The 22188-nt window shown below is 63.3% G+C and carries 18 protein-coding genes; 10 read left to right on the top strand and 8 right to left on the bottom strand.

The genetic code is table 11. The features are described from left to right. Window positions 1-81: 81 nt before the first annotated feature. A complete protein-coding gene (gene alaS / locus P3T40_RS18920; protein ID WP_429269262.1) occupies window positions 82-2706 on the top strand; it encodes an alanine--tRNA ligase in 2625 nt (874 codons plus the stop codon). A gap of 83 nt (window positions 2707-2789) precedes the next feature. Here alaS and P3T40_RS18915 read toward each other — a convergent pair whose 3' ends face one another. Next, on the bottom strand, window positions 2790-3710 hold the full coding sequence (locus P3T40_RS18915) for a LysR family transcriptional regulator (RefSeq protein WP_429269261.1): 921 nt from the start codon (window positions 3708-3710) through the stop codon (window positions 2790-2792). Between the two features lie 151 nt (window positions 3711-3861). Here P3T40_RS18915 and P3T40_RS18910 point away from each other — a divergent pair, with 151 nt between their 5' ends. The 5 genes from P3T40_RS18910 to P3T40_RS18890 all read left to right on the top strand — a co-directional run bounded on the left by P3T40_RS18910 (window position 3862) and on the right by P3T40_RS18890 (window position 8651). Beyond that, a complete protein-coding gene (locus P3T40_RS18910) occupies window positions 3862-5106 on the top strand; it encodes a YbfB/YjiJ family MFS transporter (protein WP_429269260.1) in 1245 nt (414 codons plus the stop codon). Window positions 5107-5201: 95 nt separating this feature from the next. Next, window positions 5202-6233 (top strand): threonine aldolase family protein, encoded by a 1032-nt coding sequence (locus P3T40_RS18905; RefSeq protein WP_429269259.1) that lies wholly within the window; start codon window positions 5202-5204, stop codon window positions 6231-6233. A gap of 121 nt (window positions 6234-6354) precedes the next feature. After that, the gene (locus P3T40_RS18900) at window positions 6355-6885 is read left to right on the top strand and encodes an NUDIX domain-containing protein (protein WP_429269258.1); all 531 of its coding nucleotides are present in this window, start codon (window positions 6355-6357) and stop codon (window positions 6883-6885) included. A 135-nt stretch (window positions 6886-7020) separates the two neighbouring features. Beyond that, window positions 7021-8169, top strand: coding sequence for an iron-containing alcohol dehydrogenase (locus tag P3T40_RS18895; RefSeq protein WP_429269257.1), 1149 nt, complete (start codon window positions 7021-7023; stop codon window positions 8167-8169). Window positions 8170-8207: 38 nt separating this feature from the next. Next, window positions 8208-8651: an acyl-CoA thioesterase gene (locus P3T40_RS18890; RefSeq protein WP_429269256.1), complete on the top strand. Its 444-nt coding sequence runs from the start codon at window positions 8208-8210 to the stop codon at window positions 8649-8651. Between the two features lie 870 nt (window positions 8652-9521). Here P3T40_RS18890 and iolB read toward each other — a convergent pair. From iolB to P3T40_RS18855, 7 genes are all read right to left on the bottom strand, one after another. Continuing rightward, the gene (iolB, locus tag P3T40_RS18885; protein ID WP_429269255.1) at window positions 9522-10319 is read right to left on the bottom strand and encodes a 5-deoxy-glucuronate isomerase; all 798 of its coding nucleotides are present in this window, start codon (window positions 10317-10319) and stop codon (window positions 9522-9524) included. Then, window positions 10316-11242 (bottom strand): myo-inosose-2 dehydratase, encoded by a 927-nt coding sequence (iolE, locus tag P3T40_RS18880; RefSeq protein ID WP_429269254.1) that lies wholly within the window; start codon window positions 11240-11242, stop codon window positions 10316-10318. Before iolE ends, iolB begins: the two co-directional genes overlap by 4 nt. A 10-nt stretch (window positions 11243-11252) precedes the next feature. After that, window positions 11253-13214: a 3D-(3,5/4)-trihydroxycyclohexane-1,2-dione acylhydrolase (decyclizing) gene (iolD, locus tag P3T40_RS18875; protein ID WP_429269253.1), complete on the bottom strand. Its 1962-nt coding sequence runs from the start codon at window positions 13212-13214 to the stop codon at window positions 11253-11255. Beyond that, window positions 13211-15229: a bifunctional 5-dehydro-2-deoxygluconokinase/5-dehydro-2-deoxyphosphogluconate aldolase gene (locus P3T40_RS18870; protein WP_429269252.1), complete on the bottom strand. Its 2019-nt coding sequence runs from the start codon at window positions 15227-15229 to the stop codon at window positions 13211-13213. Before P3T40_RS18870 ends, iolD begins: the two co-directional genes overlap by 4 nt. 93 nt (window positions 15230-15322) lie before the next feature. Further along, window positions 15323-16153 carry an ATP-binding cassette domain-containing protein gene (locus P3T40_RS18865; protein ID WP_429269251.1) on the bottom strand — a complete coding sequence of 277 codons (831 nt, stop codon included), beginning with the start codon at window positions 16151-16153 and terminating at the stop codon, window positions 15323-15325. Window positions 16154-16167: 14 nt separating this feature from the next. Then, window positions 16168-17340, bottom strand: a complete 1173-nt coding sequence (locus tag P3T40_RS18860) for an ABC transporter permease (protein ID WP_429269250.1) — start codon at window positions 17338-17340, stop codon at window positions 16168-16170. Between the two features lie 197 nt (window positions 17341-17537). Further along, window positions 17538-18584, bottom strand: a complete 1047-nt coding sequence (locus P3T40_RS18855; RefSeq protein ID WP_429269249.1) for a sugar ABC transporter substrate-binding protein — start codon at window positions 18582-18584, stop codon at window positions 17538-17540. A gap of 280 nt (window positions 18585-18864) precedes the next feature. Here P3T40_RS18855 and P3T40_RS18850 point away from each other — a divergent pair, with 280 nt between their 5' ends. From P3T40_RS18850 to P3T40_RS18835, 4 genes are all read left to right on the top strand, one after another. Beyond that, a complete protein-coding gene (locus P3T40_RS18850; protein WP_429269248.1) occupies window positions 18865-19746 on the top strand; it encodes a MurR/RpiR family transcriptional regulator in 882 nt (293 codons plus the stop codon). Continuing rightward, a complete protein-coding gene (gene iolG, locus P3T40_RS18845) occupies window positions 19739-20761 on the top strand; it encodes an inositol 2-dehydrogenase (protein ID WP_429269247.1) in 1023 nt (340 codons plus the stop codon). The genes P3T40_RS18850 and iolG overlap by 8 nt, the downstream gene beginning before the upstream one ends. Next, entirely contained in the window at window positions 20761-21795 is a 1035-nt protein-coding gene (locus P3T40_RS18840) for a Gfo/Idh/MocA family oxidoreductase (protein ID WP_429269246.1), read from the top strand. Before iolG ends, P3T40_RS18840 begins: the two co-directional genes overlap by 1 nt. 146 nt (window positions 21796-21941) lie before the next feature. Next, window positions 21942-22169, top strand: a complete 228-nt coding sequence (locus P3T40_RS18835; protein WP_074265982.1) for a sulfurtransferase TusA family protein — start codon at window positions 21942-21944, stop codon at window positions 22167-22169. Window positions 22170-22188: the final 19 nt, after the last annotated feature.

Below are 22188 nucleotides of genomic sequence, written 5' to 3'. Positions count from 1 at the left end.
TTAAGCAGCACTCGGTTGGCGCATCCCAGATGTCACCCTCGGATGTCGCCAGATCCAGCCAGGACCGTCCCCCAGTACGCTATGAAAGCCGCCGAAATCCGCGAGAAATTCCTCAAGTTCTTCGAATCGAAGGGCCATACGATCGTTCGCTCGTCGAGCCTTGTGCCCGGCAACGACCCCACGCTGCTCTTCACCAATTCGGGGATGGTGCAGTTCAAAGATGTGTTCCTCGGCGCGGAATCGCGTCCGTACTCACGCGCCACGACCGCGCAGCGCAGCGTGCGCGCCGGCGGCAAGCACAACGATCTGGAGAACGTCGGTTACACGGCGCGTCACCACACGTTCTTCGAGATGCTCGGTAACTTCTCGTTCGGCGACTACTTCAAGCGCGACGCGATCCACTACGCGTGGGAGTTGCTGACGGGCGTCTACCAGTTGCCTAAAGACAAGCTGTGGGTGACCGTCTATCAGGAAGACGACGAGGCGTACGACATCTGGGCCAAGGAAGTGGGCGTGCCGACCGAGCGCATCATCCGCATCGGCGACAACAAGGGCGCGCGCTACGCGTCGGACAACTTCTGGCAGATGGCCGACGTCGGCCCATGCGGTCCGTGCTCGGAAATTTTCTACGACCACGGCCCGGAAGTGTGGGGCGGCCCGCCGGGATCGCCTGAGGAAGACGGCGACCGCTACATCGAGATCTGGAATCTCGTGTTCATGCAGTTCAGCCGCGACGCGCAAGGCAACATGACGCCGCTGCCCAAGCAGTGCGTCGACACCGGTATGGGTCTGGAGCGTATCGCAGCCGTGCTGCAGCACGTGCACAGCAACTACGAGATCGACCTGTTCCAGGCACTGATCAAGGCGGCTGGCCGTGAAACCGGCGTGGCCGATCTGACCAACAACTCGCTGAAGGTGATCGCCGATCACATCCGCGCGTGCTCGTTCCTGATCGTCGACGGCGTGATCCCGGGCAACGAAGGCCGCGGCTACGTGCTGCGCCGCATCGTGCGCCGCGCCATCCGTCACGGTTACAAGCTGGGCAAGAAGGGTTCGTTTTTCCATCGTCTGGTGGCGGATCTGGTCGCGCAGATGGGCGAGGCGTATCCGGAGCTGAAGCAAGCGGAACAACGCGTGACGGACGTGCTGCGTCAGGAAGAAGAGCGCTTCTTCGAGACCATCGAACACGGCATGTCGATCCTCGAAAGCGCGCTGGCCGATCTGGAAGCGAAGGGCGGCAAGACGCTCGATGGCGAACTGGCATTCAAGCTGCACGACACCTACGGCTTCCCGCTGGATCTCACGGCGGACGTGTGCCGCGAACGTGAAGTGACGGTGGACGAAGCTGCCTTCGACGAAGCCATGGCGCGCCAGCGCGACCAGGCGCGCGCGGCCGGCAAGTTCAAGATGGCGCAAGGCCTCGAATACTCGGGCGCGAAGACCACGTTCCACGGCTACGAAGAAATCGTCTTCGACGACGCGAAGGTCATCGCCCTGTACGTGGATGGCGCTTCGGTCAAGGAAGTGACGCAGGGCCAGCAGGCCGTGGTCGTGCTGGATCACACGCCGTTCTACGCGGAATCGGGCGGCCAGGTCGGCGACGCAGGCGTGCTCGCCAACGCGAGCGTGCGCTTTGCGGTCGCCGACACACTGAAGGTGCAAGCCGATGTGGTCGGCCACCACGGCACGCTCGAGCAGGGGCTGCTTAAGGTCGGCGACGTCGTGAAGGCGGAAATCGACGCAGTGCGTCGTGCCCGCACCGAGCGCAACCACTCGGCCACCCACCTGATGCACAAGGCTTTGCGTGAAGTCCTCGGCTCGCACGTGCAACAGAAGGGTTCGCTCGTGGATCCGGACAAGACCCGTTTCGACTTCGCGCACAATGCGCCGATGACGGAGGAGCAGATCCGCCAGGTCGAGGCCATCGTGAACGCGGAAGTGCTGGCGAACGCGCCGGGCATCGTGCGCGTGATGCCGTTCGACGAAGCGGTGAAGGGCGGCGCCATGGCGCTGTTCGGCGAGAAGTACGGCGACGAAGTGCGCGTGCTGGATCTGGGCTTCTCGCGCGAACTGTGCGGCGGTACGCACGTGCGTCGCAGTGGCGATATCGGCTTCTTCAAGATCGTGATGGAAGGCGGCGTTGCAGCCGGCATCCGTCGTGTGGAAGCGATCACCGGCGACAACGCGGTGCGCTACGTGCAGGAACTCGATTCACGCATCAACGCGGCAGCCGCTGCGCTGAAGGCACAGCCGTCGGAACTCACGCAGCGCATCGTCCAGGTGCAGGATCAGGTGAAGGCGCTGGAAAAGGAACTCGGCGCGCTCAAGTCGAAGATGGCTTCGAGCCAGGGCGACGAACTGGCCGGCCAGTCGATCGAAGTCGCGGGCGTGCACGTGCTGGCGGCTATGCTGGACGGCGCGGACGTGAAGACGCTGCGCGAAACGGTCGACAAGCTGAAGGACAAGCTGAAGAGCGCGGCCATCGTGCTGGCTTCGGTGGAAGGCGGCAAGGTTAGCCTGATCGCGGGCGTGACGCCGGATGCGAGCAAGAAGGTGAAGGCTGGCGAACTGGTCAACTTCGTGGCGCAGCAGGTGGGCGGCAAGGGCGGTGGCCGTCCCGACATGGCCCAAGCCGGCGGCACTGAGCCGGCCAATCTGCCGGCGGCGCTGGCAGGCGTGAAGGGCTGGGTCGAAGCGCAGTTGTAAGTCACTGGGATTGCCGCGCTTCTGAAGCGCGGCGGCTAAAAACAAAAAGAGCCGCGAGCGTAAAAACTCGTGGCTCTTTTGCTTTACACGGTCTCCAATCCCACCTCGCTCTTGCCCATCGCAGGCGGCACGAGATTACTGTTCGCCAGCAAGGTCTCACGCAACGCCTTGAGCGCCGACGAGAAATGCCCACGCCGCCAAACCAGCAGCGTGTCGATCGTGCCCAGGTCGGCTAGCGAATGAATCGCGATGTTGTTCATGTCGTGCTGCAATTCGAGCACCGAGCGCGGCGCGACGGCCACACCCGCCCCGGCGGCCACGCACGCCACGATCGCGTGGTACGAGCCGAGCTCCAGTACCCGCGCCGGGCGGATGCCATGCTCCATATACCACTTCTCGACATAGATGCGATACGCACAGCCTCGCTCGAACGCGATCAGCGTCGAGAGGGCGATATCGCGCGCCTCGCGAATCGGGCGATGGCCGCGCGGCGTCAGCATCACCAGCTCCTCGCGAAACACGGGCACGGCCTCGAACAGATCGCCGGCCCAGCCCGGGTCGGGCTGGGTCGCGATCAGCGCAGCGTCCACCTCGAACTCCCGTACCCGTTCGATCAGGCGGCCGGTCGTCCCGGTTTCCAGTTCGAGCTCCACCTCGGGCCAGTTCTGGTGGTAGTGCGCGAGCAGGCCGGGTAGGCGGCTCGCGGCCGCGCTTTCCATCGTGCCGAGGCGCAACCGGCCGCTCGGGCGGCTCTCGCTCAGCGCGTGGCGGGCCTCGTCGGCGAGCGCGAGCAGGCGCTCGGCATACGGCAGCAAGGTCTCGCCGGCGGGGGTGAGCACCAGCCGGCGGCCATCGCGGATGAACAGTTCCGTGCCGAGTTGCTCTTCGAGTTGCTTGATACGCGTGGTCACGTTCGACTGCACGCGGTTCAGCTTCGCGGCGGCACGCGTGACGCCGTTTTCGCGCACTACCGCGCGAAAAATCGTAAGGGCGGCCAGATCCATGATTCTCTCTGAGTGATTGTTTCTATCTGTATTATTCATTTTTCGTGATCGAACCGTCAAGTTACGATGACTACGAAAGCTTGTGGCACAGGAGTGCCGGCTTCCCACCTTGCCATCGTTTTCCCACCATCTTTGCCAAATTTGACGCCGTATGGACGATCTCGCCGCACCTCATAACTTCGTCGCCCCCACCGGCCCCCACCCGGCGCGCCAGGCGGCCATTGCTTGCATGGTTACGCTGGCCGTGGTGCTGGGGATTGGGCGCTTTGCATTTACCCCACTCTTGCCGCTGATGCTGCATGGGGGCGGGCTCGATATTCGCCACGGCGGCTGGCTGGCTTCGTTCAACTACGCGGGCTATTTCGCCGGAGCGGTGACATGCGCCGCGTTGCGCGTCGAACCGGCGCGGATGGTCCGTACGGGGCTGCTGCTCACCGTGCTTTTGACCCTGGCGATGGGCCTGACCAGCCAATTCTGGATCTGGGCGATCGTGCGTTTCGTCGCGGGCGCCGTCAGCGCGTGGACGTTCGTGTTCGCCTCGCAATGGGGGCTGCGGCGGCTTGCCGAGCTGGACGCGCATGGGTGGAGCGGTGTGATCTATGCTGGCCCCGGAGCGGGAATCGTCGCCACCGGGCTGTTCGTAAGCGTCGCGGGCGGCTGGGGGGCAACCGCGGGCTGGCTGGGCTTCGGGCTGGCGGCGGCGGTGTTGTCAGCGCTGGTCTGGCGGGTGTTCGTCGCCGGACACGTCACCGACTCCGCGGCGCCTTCGCCTCACGCCGCCCCGGCACCCTCAGCCCACCCCAACGCAGCATCTCCAACCGGCCGCGACCCCCACCGCGCCGACGCGTTCTGGCTCGTCCTGCTCTACGGTGTGCCGGGCTTCGGCTACATCATCACCGCGACTTTCCTGCCCGTGATTGCGCGCCATGCGTTGCCGGGTTCGGCGTGGCCCGACCTGTTCTGGCCGATGTTTGGCGTTGCGCTGATCGTCGGCGCGTTGGGGGCAGCGCGCCTGCCGCACCACTGGGACAACCGCACCCTACTCGCAGGCTGCTACGTGTTGCAGGCCGCCGGCGTGGCCTTGGGCATCGTCTGGCCGACCGCGGGCGGCTTTGGGCTCGGCAGCGTGCTGATCGGGCTACCGTTCACCGCGATCACGCTGTTCGCGATGCGCGAGGCGCGCCGTCTGCGCGGCAATCACGCGGCCGGCCTGATGGGCTACGCGACCGCGGCCTATGGCGTCGGGCAGATCATCGGGCCGCTGGTGGCCGCACCGATTGCTGTCCATACGGGCTCGTTCTCGCTTGCGCTGTGGCTGGCGGCGGGCGCCTTGCTCCTCGGTGCGCTGGGTCTGACAGGGGTTGCGCACCTGCCGCGCAAGCAACGCCCGCTTTAATCTGACGAGGCAAAAACAATTTCCTGGCTGGCGCACTAAAATGACCGCTTTCCCGTCATTCTCTCTAGCGCCCGTCGCCGGGCGCGTCGCCAGCCATGCAACATTTCGCGTCTGACAACTACGCGGGCATCTGTCCCGAAGCGCTCAATGCGCTGATCGCCGCCAATAACAGCGGCCACGAACCCGCGTACGGCGACGACTCCTGGACCCAGCAGGTCTGCGATCGTCTGCGCGACCTGTTCCAGACCGACTGCGAAGCATTCTTCGTCTTCAATGGCACGGCGGCCAATTCGCTCGCGCTCGCTTCGCTGTGCCAGTCGTATCACTCGGTGATCTGTCATGAACTCGCGCACATCGAAACCGACGAGTGCGGCGGTCCGGAATTCTTCTCGAACGGCTCGAAACTGCTGACGGCACCCGGCGTCGGCGGCAAGCTGACGCCCGATGCGATCGAAGCCGTCGTGACGCGTCGCGCCGACATCCACTATCCGAAGCCCAAGGTCGTGACGCTCACGCAGTCGACCGAAGTCGGCACCGTCTATAGCGTCGAGGAAGTGCGCGCGATTGCCGCGATTGCGAAACGCCGCCATCTGAAGGTCCATATGGACGGCGCGCGCTTTGCGAACGCGGTGGCCGCGCTCGACGTGCATCCGTCCGAGATCACCTGGCGCGCGGGCGTCGACGTGCTGTGCTTCGGCGGTACCAAGAACGGCTTGCCGGTGGGTGAAGTGGTGGTGTTCTTCGACCGCGCGCTCGCCGACGATTTCGCTTACCGCCTCAAGCAGGCCGGACAACTGGCGTCGAAGATGCGTTTCATCTCGGCGCCATGGCTGGGTTTGCTCGACGGCGATGTGTGGCTGCGCAATGCGCGCCATGCGAACTCCATGGCGAAACTGCTCGAAACGCGCCTCGCGGAGATTCCGGGGGTGAGCATCATGTTCCCGACGGAATCGAACGCGGTGTTCGCGCAATTGCCCACCCACGTGGCGAAGGCTATGCGAGCAAAGGGTTGGAAGTTCTACGAGTTCATCGGCGCCGGCGGTTGCCGCCTGATGTGCGCGTGGGATACGCAACCGGAGACCGTCGCGCGCTTTGCGGCCGAGGTGAGGGAACTGTGCGCGGCGTGAGGGCCAACCTGGCTCGCTGCTCACCAAGCGTCATGACATGAAGCCCGGTGGGAGCCTAGCCACCCAATCCGCGCATTAATGCACACACTACAACGACACACCGAGACAATCCCCGCCTGCCATGAGTGACTACCGATTCTGCCCCCGCTGCGCTACGCCGCTCGCCGAACGCATCGACCCCGAACATGAAGGCGGCCGCGTACGCCAAATCTGCCCCGATGAGACCTGCGGCTATGTTCACTGGAACAATCCGTTGCCGGTGGTGGCCGCGATTGTCGAATACGAAGGCAAGATTCTGCTTGCGCGCAATGCCGCGTGGCCCGAAGGCATGTTCGCGCTGATCACCGGCTTTCTGGAGAATGGCGAGACGCCGGAGCAGGGCATCGCGCGCGAAGTCCGTGAAGAGACCTCGCTGCAGGCCGAGACGATTGAACTGATCGGCGTCTATGAGTTCATCAGGAAGAACGAACTGATCATCGCGTATCACGTGCGGGCGTACGGCACGATCGCGTTGTCACCGGAACTGCTCGAGTATCGGCTCGTCGAGCCGGCCAAACTGCGGCCGTGGCGCGCCGGCACAGGGCATGCGCTCGCTGAGTGGATGCGCCGGCGCGGCTTGCCGTTCGAGTTCGTCGAGCGACCTGGGCAATAGTGAGATAGGACGCGATCGCTTGCGGGCAGAATCGATCGCGCGTGCACGATGTGTGCACTACGCAGGCACGTGTCGCCGGGCGGAGCATCCGCCGGCGATGCGCTTCTTTCCCCTCATCCGGAATGCACCTCTGATATGGCCTATATCTACTATCTGACCCACATCCATCTGGGCTACGACGCCCTGGCGCAACTGCCCTCGGAATGCGCGCGCATCGGCATCAAGCGGCCGCTCGTGATTACCGACAAGGGCGTGGTGGCGGCCGGCGTCGCGCAGCGCGCACTCGATGCGCTGCAACTCGGCACGGTGCCGGTCTTCGACGACACGCCATCCAACCCGACTGAAGCCATGGTGATGGCTGCCGCGGCGCGCTATAAGGAAGAAGGCTGCGACGGTTTGATCGCGGTGGGCGGTGGATCTTCCATTGACCTCGCGAAGGGCGTCGCGATTGCGGCCACCCACCCAGGGACGTTGACCGAATACGCCACCATCGAAGGCGGCAGCGGCAAGATCACCGACGCCGCCGCGCCACTGATCGCGATTCCGACCACCTCGGGCACCGGCAGCGAAGTGGCACGTGGCGCAATTGTGATCCTCAACGATGGCCGCAAGCTTGGTTTCCACTCGTGGCATCTGCTGCCGAAATCGGCAATCTGCGATCCGGGCCTGACTCTCGGCCTGCCATCGCTCCTGACCGCCGCCACTGGCATGGATGCCATCGCGCACTGCATAGAAACCTTCCTCGCGCCGGCCTTCAATCCGCCCGCCGACGGTATTGCGCTCGACGGTCTGGAGCGCGGCTGGGCCCAGATCGAACGCGCGACCCGGGACGGCAGCGATCGCGATGCGCGTCTGCACATGATGAGCGCGTCGATGCAAGGCGCGATGGCGTTCCAGAAGGGGCTCGGCTGCGTGCATTCGCTGTCGCATCCGCTGGGCGGCGTGCCGGTGAACGGACGCACGTCGCTGCATCACGGCACGCTCAACGCGGTCGTGCTGCCCGCGGTGCTGCGTTTTAACGAGCACGCGGACACGGTGGTAGCGAATCGCCGCTACGCACGCATGCGGCGCGTGATGGGTCTCGCGGAAAACGCCGACCTCGCGCAGGCGTTGTTCGACATGACCGCACGCCTTGGCCTGCCGACCGGTCTGAGGCAGATGGGCGTCGACGAAAGCGTGTTCGACAAAGTGATCAAAGGCGCGCTCGCCGATCACTGCCACAAGACGAACCCGCGCGAAGCGACCGCAGACGACTACCGCCGCATGTTGATCGAATCGCTCTGACAACGCCTCTTCACTCAACGACACGCACACTTCTGACGATGACCAAACACGTTCCCTCGCCGCGTACGGCGTACCGTCACTTCCTTCCGATCACGACCCGCTGGATGGATAACGATGTCTACGGCCACGTGAACAACGTCGTCTATTACAGCTATTTCGACACGGTCGTGAACGAGTATCTGATTCGTGCCGGCGTGCTCGATGTCGAACACGGCGCAACGATCGGGCTGGTGGTCGAAACGCAGTGCAAGTACTTCGCGCCGCTGGTGTTTCCTGAGCGTGTCGAAGCCGGTCTGCGAGTGACGCGGCTCGGTACGACGAGCGTGCGCTACGAGGTGGGTCTATTCAAGGACGGTGACGTGCAGCCAGCTGCAGAAGGTCACTTTGTGCATGTCTATGTGGACCGCGCCACGCGCAGGCCGGTCGCGCTGCCTGCCGAATTGCGCGCCGCACTCGAATCGCTCGTCGTCAACGCGGACTAGCGCGTGTGCGGCCGGTGGTCATCAATCTGCTGATCGAACAGTGACTGGCGATCGCACATGAACTGGCAAGGCGGGTCGCGGAAGTGGCCCCTTTCGCCAAGGCAATTCTTCCTGTTTGAATCCGAATTCAGCAAACACGGTGTTTCCTGCTCCGGTGTTGCAGGGGCATCTGGCGAGTGCCACGGTCACGGATGAGGGGTTGGTGTTGAAGTTTCGGCGCGAGAATGGGGGCGTTGTTGCGCATCCGCCTGCGGGGGCTGGGGGGAGTTATGTCTGGATCGAGTCTGGTGCCGCCGCAAAGAAAGTAGGCAAAGGAAGCGGGCTGCAACCGCCAGCCGGTAGTGAGCCATCTCGGTCTTCGGCCGGGAACGGCCCAAGACGAGACCCGCCCTCGCACCACACACCTTCGTGATAAGGCAGTCATCCGTTCCAGCGTTGCGCTGCGCGCCCCGCCGTTGGGTACAACCCCTCCACAAAGTCTGTAGGAAAACTAAGTGTTGGCCCCCGCATTCCCCGGCAAACCCATCCGCGACGCACGTAGTGCGGAGTGGGGTGGATGAGCCCTGTGTCACTACCGCGAGCGGCGCGAGGGACGGTCTTGTCTCGGACCACTCTGGGTTCGCTCAAGTGATGGACACCTACAGGCTGGCGGTGTGAGCCCGTTTTCTTTGCCTACTTTCTTTGCGGCGGCAAAGAAAGTAGGTGCCGCCCCGCACAGGGGCGAAGCTAATAGACCGATAAGAACGCAAGGAGAGGCCAACGCCGTAGGAAAACAGCCAAAAGCAAACCTGACCAGACCGATAACAAAGCGAGGAAAGGCCAACACCGCAAGAACAACAACCAAAACCAAGGCGCCGCAGGCAACCCCCCTCACTCCTTATTAACAATCCACTCATGCGCCGGATCATTCTTAAAATGCCAAACCCGCTGCTTCCCAGCCATAACATTCAAGTAGTACGAATCATACCCATAGGGAACAATAACAGGATGATACCCACGCGGCACCATAACAACATCATGATCCTCAACAGCCATAGACTCGTCGATGTCCCGTGAATCTGTATAAACCCGCTGAAAAGCAAACCCCTGCGGCGGGTTAAGCCGATGATAATAAGTCTCTTCGAGCGAACTCTCGACCGGCACATTATCAGTGTCATGCTTATGCGGCGGATAACTCGAAGCATGTCCACCCGGCGTGCGAACCTCAACAACCAATAAAGACTCCGCAGCCTCAGTCTGCGGCAAGATATCGCATACGTACCGCGTATTGAGCCCCTTGCCGCGCGTCGAGCGGTTCATCTGCGAAGGCTCAATCAGCCGTGCCGGAAACCCGCCCTTGGCCGGCGCGCTAGCCACTCCCACTTCCGCGTCACGCAGCGCCCGCACCGTAGTCCGTACACCCGGCGGCAGATACACCGCATACGGCGCTGCATCCTCGAACACACTATCGCGCGAGCCAAGACTGCTCCATTTATGATCCGCCGTCTCCACATCCACGGCGCCCGCCAGCACCACAATGCACACCTCACGTGCCGGCTCGAACACATGCACGACTTCGTCCGTGCCCATGCGGTAAGCCGCGAAACCCACATAACGCCATGCCGCCGTTTCCGGCGTGACCCGCGCGATCGTCTGGCCCTCGCGCTGTGCCTTCACCAGCAAACTCATGCTGCCTCCTTCGTCGCAGATGTACCAGCATCGAGCGGCGCATCTACCAGCGCCCGCAACGTCCGGTACCCTTTATCTGCATAAGCATACGATTGCGCGATCACCGGATCCTGTTCGGCTTCCACCACCAGCCAGCCGCGATACCCGTGTCGTTTCAAGCGTTCGATAATCGCCGGAAAATCGACCGCACCGTCGCCCGGAACCGTGAACGCTCCGTTGATCACCGAGTCCAGAAAACTCCAGTTTCGGTTGCGCGCGAGTTTCATCACCGCCGGCCGCACGTCCTTGCAATGGACGTGACAGACCCGTCCGATATGCTTGTCGAGCACCGTCAACGGATCGCCCCCGGCAAACGTAATGTGGCCCGCGTCGAACAATAAGCCCACGGCATCGCTCGTGCGCGCCATGAGATTGTCGACGTCGGCCGGTGTTTCCACATAAGCCCCCATATGATGGTGGTACGCGAGCCGCACGCCGCGGCTTAACGTATAACGGGCGAACTCATCGACACGCGCCGCATACGCGTCCCACTGCGCTTCGCTAAAGAACCGCGGGCGTTGGTAGAGCGGTTGAGGTGCGCCCTGGATCGAATCGGCTACCTCGCCGTACACCATCACCGTCGAGCCGTTGCGCGACAGCAGTTCCAGGTGCGCGTCTACCGACGCGATCTCTTCCTTGACGCTCCCTCGCGCGAGCCGCCCTGAATACCAGCCGGAGACGAGTGCCAGGTCGTATTGCGCGAGCAGCGCTTTCAGAGCCAACGGTTCGCGCGGAAACTTGTTGCCGAGTTCGAACCCGTCATAGCCGATCTGGCGTCCTTCAGTCAGCGCGACTTCGAGTGGTGTTTCGCCGCCCAGCGACGGCAGGTCGTCGTTCATCCACGACAGCGGGTTGATGCCGATGCGTACTTCGAACTGAGTCATGCGAGCGTCCTCAATCTTTGTCGGTGTCGCCGGCGGCCTGGGCGCGCACGGCAATCTGAGCTTCGTATTGCGCACGCGCAGCGCGCACGCCTTCGCGCGCCGACACTTCCGGCACGGCCACTTCCCACCACCAGCCGCCGTCGTCTGTCGTGCGGGCCGGATCGGTGTCGATACTGATCAGATACGTGCGGTCGGCGGTGCGCGCGCGTTGCAGCGCGGCTTCGAGTTCGGCGACATTCGCAACGTGCTCGGCTTGCGCACCCAGCGCGCGCGCGTGCGCGGCGAAATCGATCGGCGGTGCGCCGAGCGGTCCCTGCTCGCAATCGTCGAACATGTTGTTGAACGGTGCGCCGCCGCAGGCCTGCTGCAGGCGGTTGATGCAGCCGTAGCCGCGATTGTCGAGCACGACAATGATCAGCTTCGCGCCGAGCATCACCGATGTGGCAATCTCGCTGTTCATCATCAGATAACTGCCGTCGCCGACCATCACGATGACGTCGCGCTCGGGACGTGCCAGCTTTGCCCCGAGCCCGCCGGCGATCTCGTAGCCCATGCACGAATAGCCATATTCGACGTGATACGCACCGGGACGGCCCGCGCGCCACAGCTTGTGCAACTCCGCGGGCAGGGTACCCGCCGCGCACACGACGATATCGTCAGTCGTAGATGTGGCGCTTGAGCGCTGTACCGCTCCAATCACGTCCGCGTCATACGGCAGCACCGTTTCGTGTTGCGGCGCATGCGTGATCTTGCCGACAGCGTCGCGCCAGCCCGCAGCAAGTTTCTGGGCCCGCGCGGTCCATGCGCGGTCGGCGTGCCAGCCGCCTAGTTCTGCGGCGAGCGCAGCGAGGGCGAGGCGGGCATCCGCCTCAACCACGAGACCGCGATGTTTGAGACCATCGAATGCGTTCGCATTGATGCCGATAACGTCGGCCTGCGTGAACAGCGTGTTCGACCCGGTTGTGAAGTCCTGCAGACGGGTGCCGATTGCCAGCACGCAGTCGGCGTCGTGCGCGAGTGCGTTCGCTGCGGGCGATCCGGTCACACCCAATGCGCCGGTGTTGAGCGGATCGTTCCACGCAAGCGAGCCTTTGCCGGCCTGCGTTTCGGCAACGGGGATGCCGTGCGCGGCGGCGAACGCGTGCAGTGCATCCGTTGCCCGGCCGTACAGCACGCCACCGCCGGCGACGATCATCGGCCGTTTCGCCTGGCGCAAACGCTCGACCGCGGCGCTGATTTCTTCCGCAACCGGTGCAGGCGTATGAAAACCGACGACGCGCGGCTCGAAGAACCCCGCCGGGTAATCCCATGCGGTGGCCTGCACATCCTGCGGCAGGGCGAGCGTGACCGGTCCGCACAGCGCGGCATCGGTCAGCACACGCAGTGCGCGGGGCAGGGCCGTCAACAATTGCGCGGGATGCATGATCCGGTCGAAGTAGCGCGATACGGGCTTGAATGCATCGTTCGCGGAAATGCCGCCGTCGTGAAAGTCCTCGACCTGCTGCAATACCGGATCCGGCGCGCGCGAGACGAACACGTCGCCGGGCAGCAGCAGCACGGGCAAACGGTTCACGTGCGCGAGCGCCGCGGCGGTCAGCAGATTCGTGGCGCCAGGGCCAATGGAGGTGGTGACCGCCATCATCCGGCGCCGGAAATGCGCCTTCGCATACGCAATCGCACTATGTGCCATCGCCTGCTCGTTGTGCGCCCGCAGCGTCGGCAACTCATGACGATGCTGGTACAGCGCTTCGCCCATTCCCGCGACGTTGCCGTGCCCGAAGATCGCGAAGACGCCGCCGAACAGCGGCTCGGTTCCGGTGCCGTCCTCGGTCCTGACGCGCTGCGCCGCGAGGTAGCGGACCAGCGCCTGCGCCGTGGTAAGCCGCACCGTGCCAGTTGCCGGCGCAGTCGATGACGTCGCGGATTCATGGTGGGCGGGGGACGTATCTTGATGCAAGATGCGCTGGTTCATGCAGCCTGCTCCTGGTGAACGTGATGCGGCGCGGCGTTGCCGCGCGCGGCGCGCCACGAATCGATCAGCGTTTCGAAGGTTTGTCGCACGCGGGCGATCAGTTCGTCGTCGCCAATCGAGCCTGCGAGCCACGCATGGCTCGGCTCATGGAAAATCGTCCGGCCGACGGTGAAGCCACGGCAGGTAGCCGATTGCGCCGCCGCGCGAAAGCCCTCGTTGAGCTGTTCGACGGCGGCCGACAGACCGAGCAGCACCACGCCGCGGCAGTACGGATCGCGCTCGGCAATCAGCGCATCAATAGCCTGCCATTGCGCGGCTTCCATCGGTTCCAGCTTCCACCACTCCGGATAGATGCCGATGTTGTACAGGCGCTTCAGCGCACGGTAGACGATATCGGACCCGCCCGGCAGATGCGCGTGCTTCGGCGGAATCACTTCGAGCAGCAGTTCATGGCCGCTCGCCTGGGTGGCGTCGTAGAGCGCGCGCAATTGCGCTTCCTGTTCGAGCCGTTGCTCGATGGGCTCGTCAGGATGGAATTGCACCAGGCACTTCACCACGTGTTCCTGGGGCCAACCGGTGAGCGTGGTGCCGATCGAGCGGCCGTGATCGAACACGAGCGGCACCGAGCCCGGCAGCTCCAACGGGCGGCCAATCCACCAGCCACGGCCGGTGGCGGCGTTCAGCGCGTCCTGGCCGTAGCGGTCGTCGATCAGGACGCCGATACGTCCTTGCAAGCCAAGCGCGTTTTCGGTCTGCGCGACGGCATCGACAAACAGACTCTTCAGGCGTGCGATACGTGCTTCGTCCGCGCCGGTCTGCTGGGCCAGATCGAAGAACTGGTTGCGGTGATCGAACGCGAAGCCGAGCACTTCGTCCCATTGCTTACGGGCAGGGGAGACGCGGTGCAGTCGCGCGAGCTTCGCATCGCGGTCGGGGCGGCGCATGCGCTGCGGATCGGCTTTCGCTTCGGCGAGGAAATAGTCTAGTTCGGCGGGCGTCGGCATCGCCGGGGCGCAACCGTGGCGTGATACGACCAGCGCGCCGCTCGCATTCGCCGCACGGGCACACGCTTCGAGCGGCTCGTCGCGCAGCCAGCCGGACAGGAAACCGGAGGCGAACGCGTCGCCCGCGCCGAGCACGTTCAATACTTCGACTTCGACGCCACCGTGAATCGGCGCATCGTCGAGCGATGCAGGCACGTCACCGTCGATGATCTGGCAGCCGAGCGGGCCCCGCTTGACGACGAGCGTGGCCGGCGTGACTGCACGCACCATCGCGAGGGCGTCGATCAGGTCGGTCTTGCCACCGGCAATACGGAATTCTTCTTCGGTGCCGATCACCAGATCGATCAACGGCAGGATGCGCTGCAGATGCGCCGTGACGTCTTCACTGGCGACGAAACGGGTCTCGCCATCGGCCTTGCCGGTGAGTCCCCACAGCACGGGACGGTAGTCGATATCGAGTACGGTGCGCACGCCGTTGCGACGCGCATAATCGAGCGCGCGGCGGCTCGTACGGTTGACCTGTTCGGTGGAGAAGTGGGTGCCGGTGATCAGCAGTGCTTTCGATGACGCAATGAACGCCTCATCGAAGTCGGCTTCGTCCACCGCCATATCGGCGCAGTTTTCGCGGTAGAAAATCAGCGGGAACGTATCGCGATCCTTCAGGCCGAGTATCACGAGCGCGGTCAGGCGCTCCTGATCGACGCGTACATGGCTGACGTCGCAACCTTCCTTGATGAGCGTTTCGGTGAGGAAACGGCCCATGTGGTCATTGCCGACGCGCGCGAGCATCGACGAGGCGAGTCCGAGGCGCGCGCAGCCGAAGGCGATATTGGCCGACGACCCGCCTAGATACTTCGCAAAGCTCGACACATCTTCGAGACGGGCGCCGACCTGTTGTGCGTAAAGATCCACCGCGAGCCGGCCAAGGCAGATGATGTCGCGGCTGCGGCCCGGCGCAAAGCGGCTGGCGGTGCTGGCAACGGACGGCGTGGGTGTGCTGGTGAGAGCCATGGAATTTCCTGTATGTCTTAGCGCTTGACTTGACGCCAAGGGTGGCACGCAGCGGACGCAGGGCAACGCCATGCGGTCGCCGCGTGGCGCAAATCAGATCGTCGCGCCTTCGAGTTCGCCGATCATCTTCTGCATCTCGGCGCCGCCGGCCATCATGTCGAGCACTTCGTCCTTGCTGATGGTGTCTTTGGTGAAAGTGCCGAGCGATTTGCCGCGATTGAGCAGCGTGAACGAATCGCCGATCGGATACGCGTGATGCACGTTGTGCGTGATGAAGATCACCGAAATGCCTTTGGCACGAGCGGTGTGGATCAGCTTCAGCACATTGAAGCTCTGCTTCACGCCAAGCGCTGCAGTCGGCTCGTCGAGAATCAGCACGCGTGCACCGAAGTGAATGGCCCGCGCGATCGCGAGACACTGCTTCTCGCCGCCCGACATCGTGCCGATCGGCTGATGCGCGTCACGCACGTTGATGCCCATTTCCGCGAGCTTGTCGCGCGAGGCGGTCGCGCAATGGTCGAGATCCATCACGTTGATAAAGCCGAACAGCTTTTTCTGCGGCTCGCGTCCCATGAAGAAGTTGCGCGCCACCGAAAGCAGCGGCACCAGTGCGAGATCCTGATAGACCGTGGCAATGCCAAGATCGAGTGCGTCTTTGGGCGAGGTGAAACGCACCGGTTTGCCGTCGACGAGGTAGGTGCCTTCGCTCGGCTGGTGCACGCCGGCGAGCGTCTTGATCAGCGTGGATTTGCCGGCGCCGTTGTCGCCCAGCAGGCAATGCACCTCGCCGCGTTTTAACCGCAGTGTGATGTCCTTCAGCGCAATTACGTTGCCGAAATAGCGGCTAACGTTTTCGAGCGCGAGGATGTAGTCCGCATCCGCTAGTTGCGTCGTACCCGCTGTTGTGTTCAATCGAGTGTTCATCGTGGACTCCTCGTTTAGCGGGCTGCCGCAACGCGGCTGCGCACGTAGTGGTTAAAGAGCACTGCGAACAACAACATCGCGCCGAGGAACACACGGAACCAATCTGAATCGATATTCGTGTAGGTGATGCCGATCTGTACGACGCCGAAGATCAGCGCACCGAACGATGCGCCCACCACCGAACCATAGCCGCCGGTCAGCAACGTGCCGCCGATCACCGCGGCAATGATGGCTTCGAATTCCGCCTGCAGGCCGCGGTCGGCGGCGGCCGATCCGATGTCGCACACTTGCAGTACGGAGTAGAGGCACGAGCAGAAGGCCGTCAACACGAACAGCGAGATCTTCACGCGGCGCACCGGCACACCGACGTTCTTCGCCGCATTGGCGTCGCCGCCCACAGCGAAGATCCAGTTGCCGAATCGGGTCTTGGCAAGGACGAATGCGCAGACTGCGGCAAGCGCGAACCACCACAGGATGACTTTCGGAATCCCAGGCACGAGCGGCAGGCCGTTGTCGAGCAGCTTGACGACACCGATATGTCCGAGCCACACAAACAGGCCCTTGAATGCGACGCCCTGGAACAGGGCATGCGCGAGCCAGTCCTTGGCGGCGACGTCGCCGACACCGGAAATAATGGTGCGGTCGGCAAACATCACCGAGAGCGCGAGCGTGAGGCCGCGCAGGATAAACAGGAACGCCAGCGTCACGATGAAGGAGGGCAGCCGGGTGCGCATCACGAGATACCCGTTCAGCGCGCCGAGCAGCATCGAACCGGCAAACGCGAACACGATCGAGAGCGCGATCGGCCAGTGGAAGTACATGGTGGGCAGCGCGACCATCATGCCGGAAAAGCCGATCATCGAGCCGATCGAGAGGTCGAACTCGCCGGCGATCATCAAGAGGCATGCGCCCACCGCGATGATGCCGAGATACGCAGCAACCTGCGACCAGTTCATCACGCCGTCGAGGTTGAACATGCCGGAGTTTCCGGCGGAGAGCCCGAACACCAGGAACACCATCACGGTGCCGGCGAGCGCGGCGAATTCCGGGCGGCTCAGCAGGTGTTTGAACCACGATTCGCGACGCACGCGCTCGTCTGCTGCCGCAGCGGTGCCGGAGGCCGCGGCTGCTGCGGCGTCCTGCTCGGAAGGGGGATGTTTGGCGTGGAAGGGGTTGGCGACGCCCATTGAAGCTCTCCTTGATGCGCCGGCGGATGGCGTCGTGGCGACGCTTCGCTTAAAGGCGCTTAATGCAAGTGAAGTGCAAATGAAACCCTGCGAAGGGAAGCGCGTGCGGCTGCGGCCAGGGGTGGCTGGCGGCACGCGCTCCCTTCATGCCTGCTGGGACGGTTGTTATCCCGTTCCCGGACTCAATGCAACATTAATTAGCGGTACTGACCTGCGTACTTGATCACCTTGTCGATGTTCTCCTTGGTAATGAAGCCCGGGCCCGAGCCGATATTGCGCGGCCCATAGGAGGGGGCGAGACCGTAGGTGGACAGACGTGCCTGGAACTTCGGGTTGGCCTGAAGGATCTGGCGGATCTTTACGGGGTCGGTGGTGTGGTCGTGCTTAACGATGGCCAGCACGGCAACTGCGATGTAGCCCTGCAGGTACGGTTGCTGATCGATGGCGAACTGGATCGTGCCGTCCTTGATGGCCTTGGCGATGTCGTCGTCAAAGTCGAAGGTGGCGAACCAGATCTTGCCGGCGAGACCCATCTGCTGCAGCGCCTTGATGGTCGGGGCGGCCGAGAGCGGCCCGAGCGCGAGCACGCCGCCGGTGTCCGGATGATTGCGCAGATACGCGCTCACCTTCGACTGGATGCCGGTCGGGTCCGTGCCGGCGTCGAGCGTGGAGCTCTTGAAGTCGACGCCGAGCGCTTCGGCAAAGCCGCGGCAACGTTCGAACGACGCCGGGTTGGTCGCGTAGTGGTTTACGCACAGGAACGATTTGACACCTGCGGCTTTGGCCTTTTCGCCCGCGGCTTTGCCGGCAGTATATTCAGGCTGGCCGATGTGCATGATCGCACCTAGGTCGGCGCTCTGCTGCTCGGTGCCCGAGTTGATCGTCACCAAAGGAATGTGCTTTTCGGTGACCTTGGAAATCGCGCTCTTCAGCACGTCGTAGTCGGCGATGGTGACGATCACGCCGTCGTAGTTGCGTGCCGCTGCCTGTTCGATCAGGCGGGCCATGTCGGCGATGTCGCCGTTAGGCGGGTTGCGGTAGTCGGTCTCGACGTTGAAGTCCTCGTCGGCCTGTTTGATGGCGTTCTTGATGGTGTTCCACCAGGAATCGGAATCCGGTGCGTGGCTGATCAACACGAAGTGCGCATCGGCCGCGCGGGCCGCGGTTGTGGCGGCCAATCCCGCCGTCAGCGCTAGTGCTGCCACCAGAATCCTCAGCGTTGCATTGCCATTGCAAAGTCTCATTGTCTCCACCTTTCTCGGTCTTCGTTATTGAAGGGAACGTCTGGTGTTTCGTCATACCTGCGAACCCTCTTGGCGTTTACACGCAGTTCGCAACACCATCGCTCAGAACCAAGATTAGGCCAACTTCTGCCGTCTTGCAATGAAAATTTCATGACAAAGAAAAATGGAAAATATGTTCCATTTGATGGTGGTGCTGCCTATAATCGGCAACGTCAGCGCGGTGCTTAGCGCCTTTGCGGACGCCGTTTTTGCAGCGCAATAGAGCAGTAAAGGAACAGCCATGGCGGAAGAGAGCACAGAAGAATTGCCGAGCGTCGAAGATTTGATGCAGCGCATCGCAGAAAACTACGAGTCATTGCCGCGCCAGCTGAAGAGTGTCGCGACCTATATCGAGCAGCATCGCTCCAGCGTAATGGTGGATCGCACCAGCGATATTGCCGCGAGTTGCGGCGTGCATCCGTCGGCGGTCGTGCGTTTTGCGCAGCGCTTTGGTTTCTCGGGTTTCTCAGATCTGCAGGCAGTGTTTCGTCAGGCGTATACCGGCCAGGGCACGTCGTCGCCGAGCTATCAGCAGCGCATTCGCAAGCTGATCGACGAAAAGCCGGGGGCGCTGTCGGGCGGCTCGGTGGCGCGCGAATTCATCGCGGCTTCGCGCGGCGGACTCGAAGAACTTGAGGCGGGTCTCGACGACAAGGAGTTCGACGCCGCCGTGAAGATGCTGCAGCAGGCCGACAATATCTACGTGGTCGGTGTGCGCCGTTCGTTTCCGGTGGCGAGCTATATCGTCTATGCGTTGCAGCACACCCCCAAGCGCGTGCATCTGGTTTCGGGTTTCGGCGGCATGTATCGCGAGCAGATCCGCAGCGTCAGAAAGGGCGACGTGGTGATCGCGATCAGTTTCGCGCCCTACGGAAAGGAAACGCAGTACTGCTTACGTGTGGCGCATCACCATCAGGCGAAGACGCTCGTAATCACAGACAGTCAGTTGTCACCGCTTGCGCGCTACGCCACCACGCAACTTTATGTGAAGGAGGGGAGCGCATTTGCGTTCCGCTCGCTGACCAGCACGATCTGTTTGTGCCAGGCGCTGTTCATTGCGCTTGCGTACAAGCTCGAATTGAACGTTGAAGAATCGAAAGACACTGGAGGATACGATGACTGACATGGCAGGCGGCAAGACAATCGACGTAGCAGTGTTCGGTGCGGGTCGCATCGGCCGGATTCATGCGGCGAATCTGGCGCGGCAACCGGGCGTGCGGCTCAAGTATGTGGTGGACGTGAACAAGGATGCGGCGGCGTCGCTGGCCGCCTTGCACGGCGCGCAGGTCGCGGATATTGACGGCGCCATGGGCGACGCATCGATCGGCGCGACGGTGATCTGTTCGAGCACGGACACGCACTCGGATCTGATTTTGAAATCCGCTGCGCAGAAGAAGCACATCTTCTGCGAGAAGCCCGTAGACCTCACGCTCGAACGTGCGCGTGCCTGTGCGGACGCGGTGGCAAAAGCGGATGTCGTGTGCATGATCGGCTTTCAGCGCCGTTTCGATCCGACCTTTGCCGCGTTGAAGGCGCGCATCGACGCGGGAGAAATCGGCACGCCGGAAATGTTGATCGTCACGAGCCGCGATCCGGGCGCGCCGCCGGTTGAGTACATCAAGCACTCGGGCGGCATCTTCAAGGACATGCTGATCCACGACTTCGATATCTTCCGCTGGATTCTCGACGACGAAGCCGAGACGCTGCATGCCACCGGCAGTTGTCTGAGCGACCCGGCGATCGCCGAGGCGGGCGATATTGATGCGACGGCGGTGACGATCCGCACGAAGAGCGGGCGCTTGTGCCAGATCAACACGGCGCGGCGCGCGGCCTACGGCTACGATCAGCGCTTCGAAGTGCTCGGCAGCACCGGCATGCTGCAGGCCGGCAATGTGCGGCCCACGGAGGTGGTGGCGTATTCGAAGACGGAAGTCTCGAGCGACGTGCCCGAAGCGTTTTTCCTCGAACGTTACCGGGCTGCGTACGCCGCGGAAATCGCTCACTTCTTCGAAGCGGTCACGCAAGGCAAACCGGTGCGCACCACCGTGGCAGACGGGCTAAAGGCGCTTGAACTGGCCGAGGCCGCGACTCGTTCGTGGCGCGAAGGGCGGCCGGTGCGGCTGGGTGAGGGGGCATGATGACGACGGCTTCTAACCGCCAGCCGGTGCGTGTGGGTGTGGTCGGTCTCGGGAGGCTCGGCAAGCGTCACGCGGAGAACCTGGCATGGCGTGTGCCGGGCGCGGCGCTCGTCGCCGCCTGCAGTCCAGTGGAAGACGAGCGTGCATGGGCGACAGAGGCGTTGCCGGCTCCGCGCCTGTACAAAGACTATGCCGCTTTGCTGGAGAACCGGGAAGTCGACGCCGTGTGGCTCGTTACGCCTTCGGCGCTCCACGCGCAACAGATTGTCGATGCGCTGCGCGCCGGCAAGCACGTGTTCTGCGAGAAACCGTTATCGCTGGATCTGACGGAGTGCGAGCGCGTGCTCGCGGAAGCCGAGCGGCATCCGCATCTGCAGGCGACCATCGGCTTCATGCGCCGGTTCGATCCGAGCTATCGCGACGCGTTCGAGAAGATTGAGGCCGGCGCGATAGGACGGCCGTTTATGGTGCGTTCGCAGACCACCGACAAGAACGATCCCGACGGCTTCTTCGTGCGCTTCGCGCCGACCTCGGGCGGGATTTTTCTCGATTGCACGGTGCACGACATCGACGTCGCGCGCTGGCTCCTCGGCAAGCCGCGCGCGAAACGCGTGTTTGCCAGCGGCACGATTGCGCTGCACGAAGGACTGCGCGAATTCGGCGACGTCGACAACGGCGTGGCGATCTGCGAGTTCGAAGATGGGCGCCTCGCGATGTTCTACGCCTCGCGCACCATGGCGCACGGCAACGACACCAGCAGCGAGGTGATCGGCACGGCAGGCGCGTTGGCGATCGGTCACAACCCGCGTTTGAACCGCGTGGAGATCAGCGACGCAAGCGGCATCCGCAATGAATGTACGCCGACCTTCTTCGATCGTTTCGAAGACGCCTTCTTGTACGAGGCGCGGGCGTTCGTCGCGGCGGTGCAGGGCGGGGCGTCCGCGGGCGCGACGCTCGCCGACGCGCTGGAGGCGACGCGCATCGGCAGCGCGCTGCGGCAGTCGATGCAGACCGGGCAGGCGGTGACGCTGTAAGGGGCTGCGAAGGGGCTCGAAGCCGGTTCTGTGATAGCCGCCATATCCGCGCCGTGTCCGGCGTGGATATGGCGGCTGCGGTAGAATTTGACGCTCTGTCCAGCGTCGTTCACGGCGCCTCACCCCGAAGGTCATCGTCGATGCAAATTCAGGTTCACAAGGAAGTCGATGCGCGCGGGCTGAACTGTCCGCTCCCCATTTTGCGTGCGAAGAAGGCGCTTGCCGACATGGAAAGCGGCCAGATTCTCAAGGTGCTCGCCACCGATCCCGGCTCGCAACGCGATTTCGCCGCGTTCGCCAAGCAGACCGGCAATGAAATCGTCGAAGTTTCGACCCAGGACAAGGTGTTCGTGTTTCTGATGCGGCGCCGCTAACTGCGAGACGGGCTTTCTA

The sequence above is a fragment of the Paraburkholderia sp. EB58 genome (assembly GCF_050436665.1).
GTDB lineage: Bacteria > Pseudomonadota > Gammaproteobacteria > Burkholderiales > Burkholderiaceae > Paraburkholderia.
This window is presented reverse-complemented; position numbering and strand designations above follow the sequence as displayed.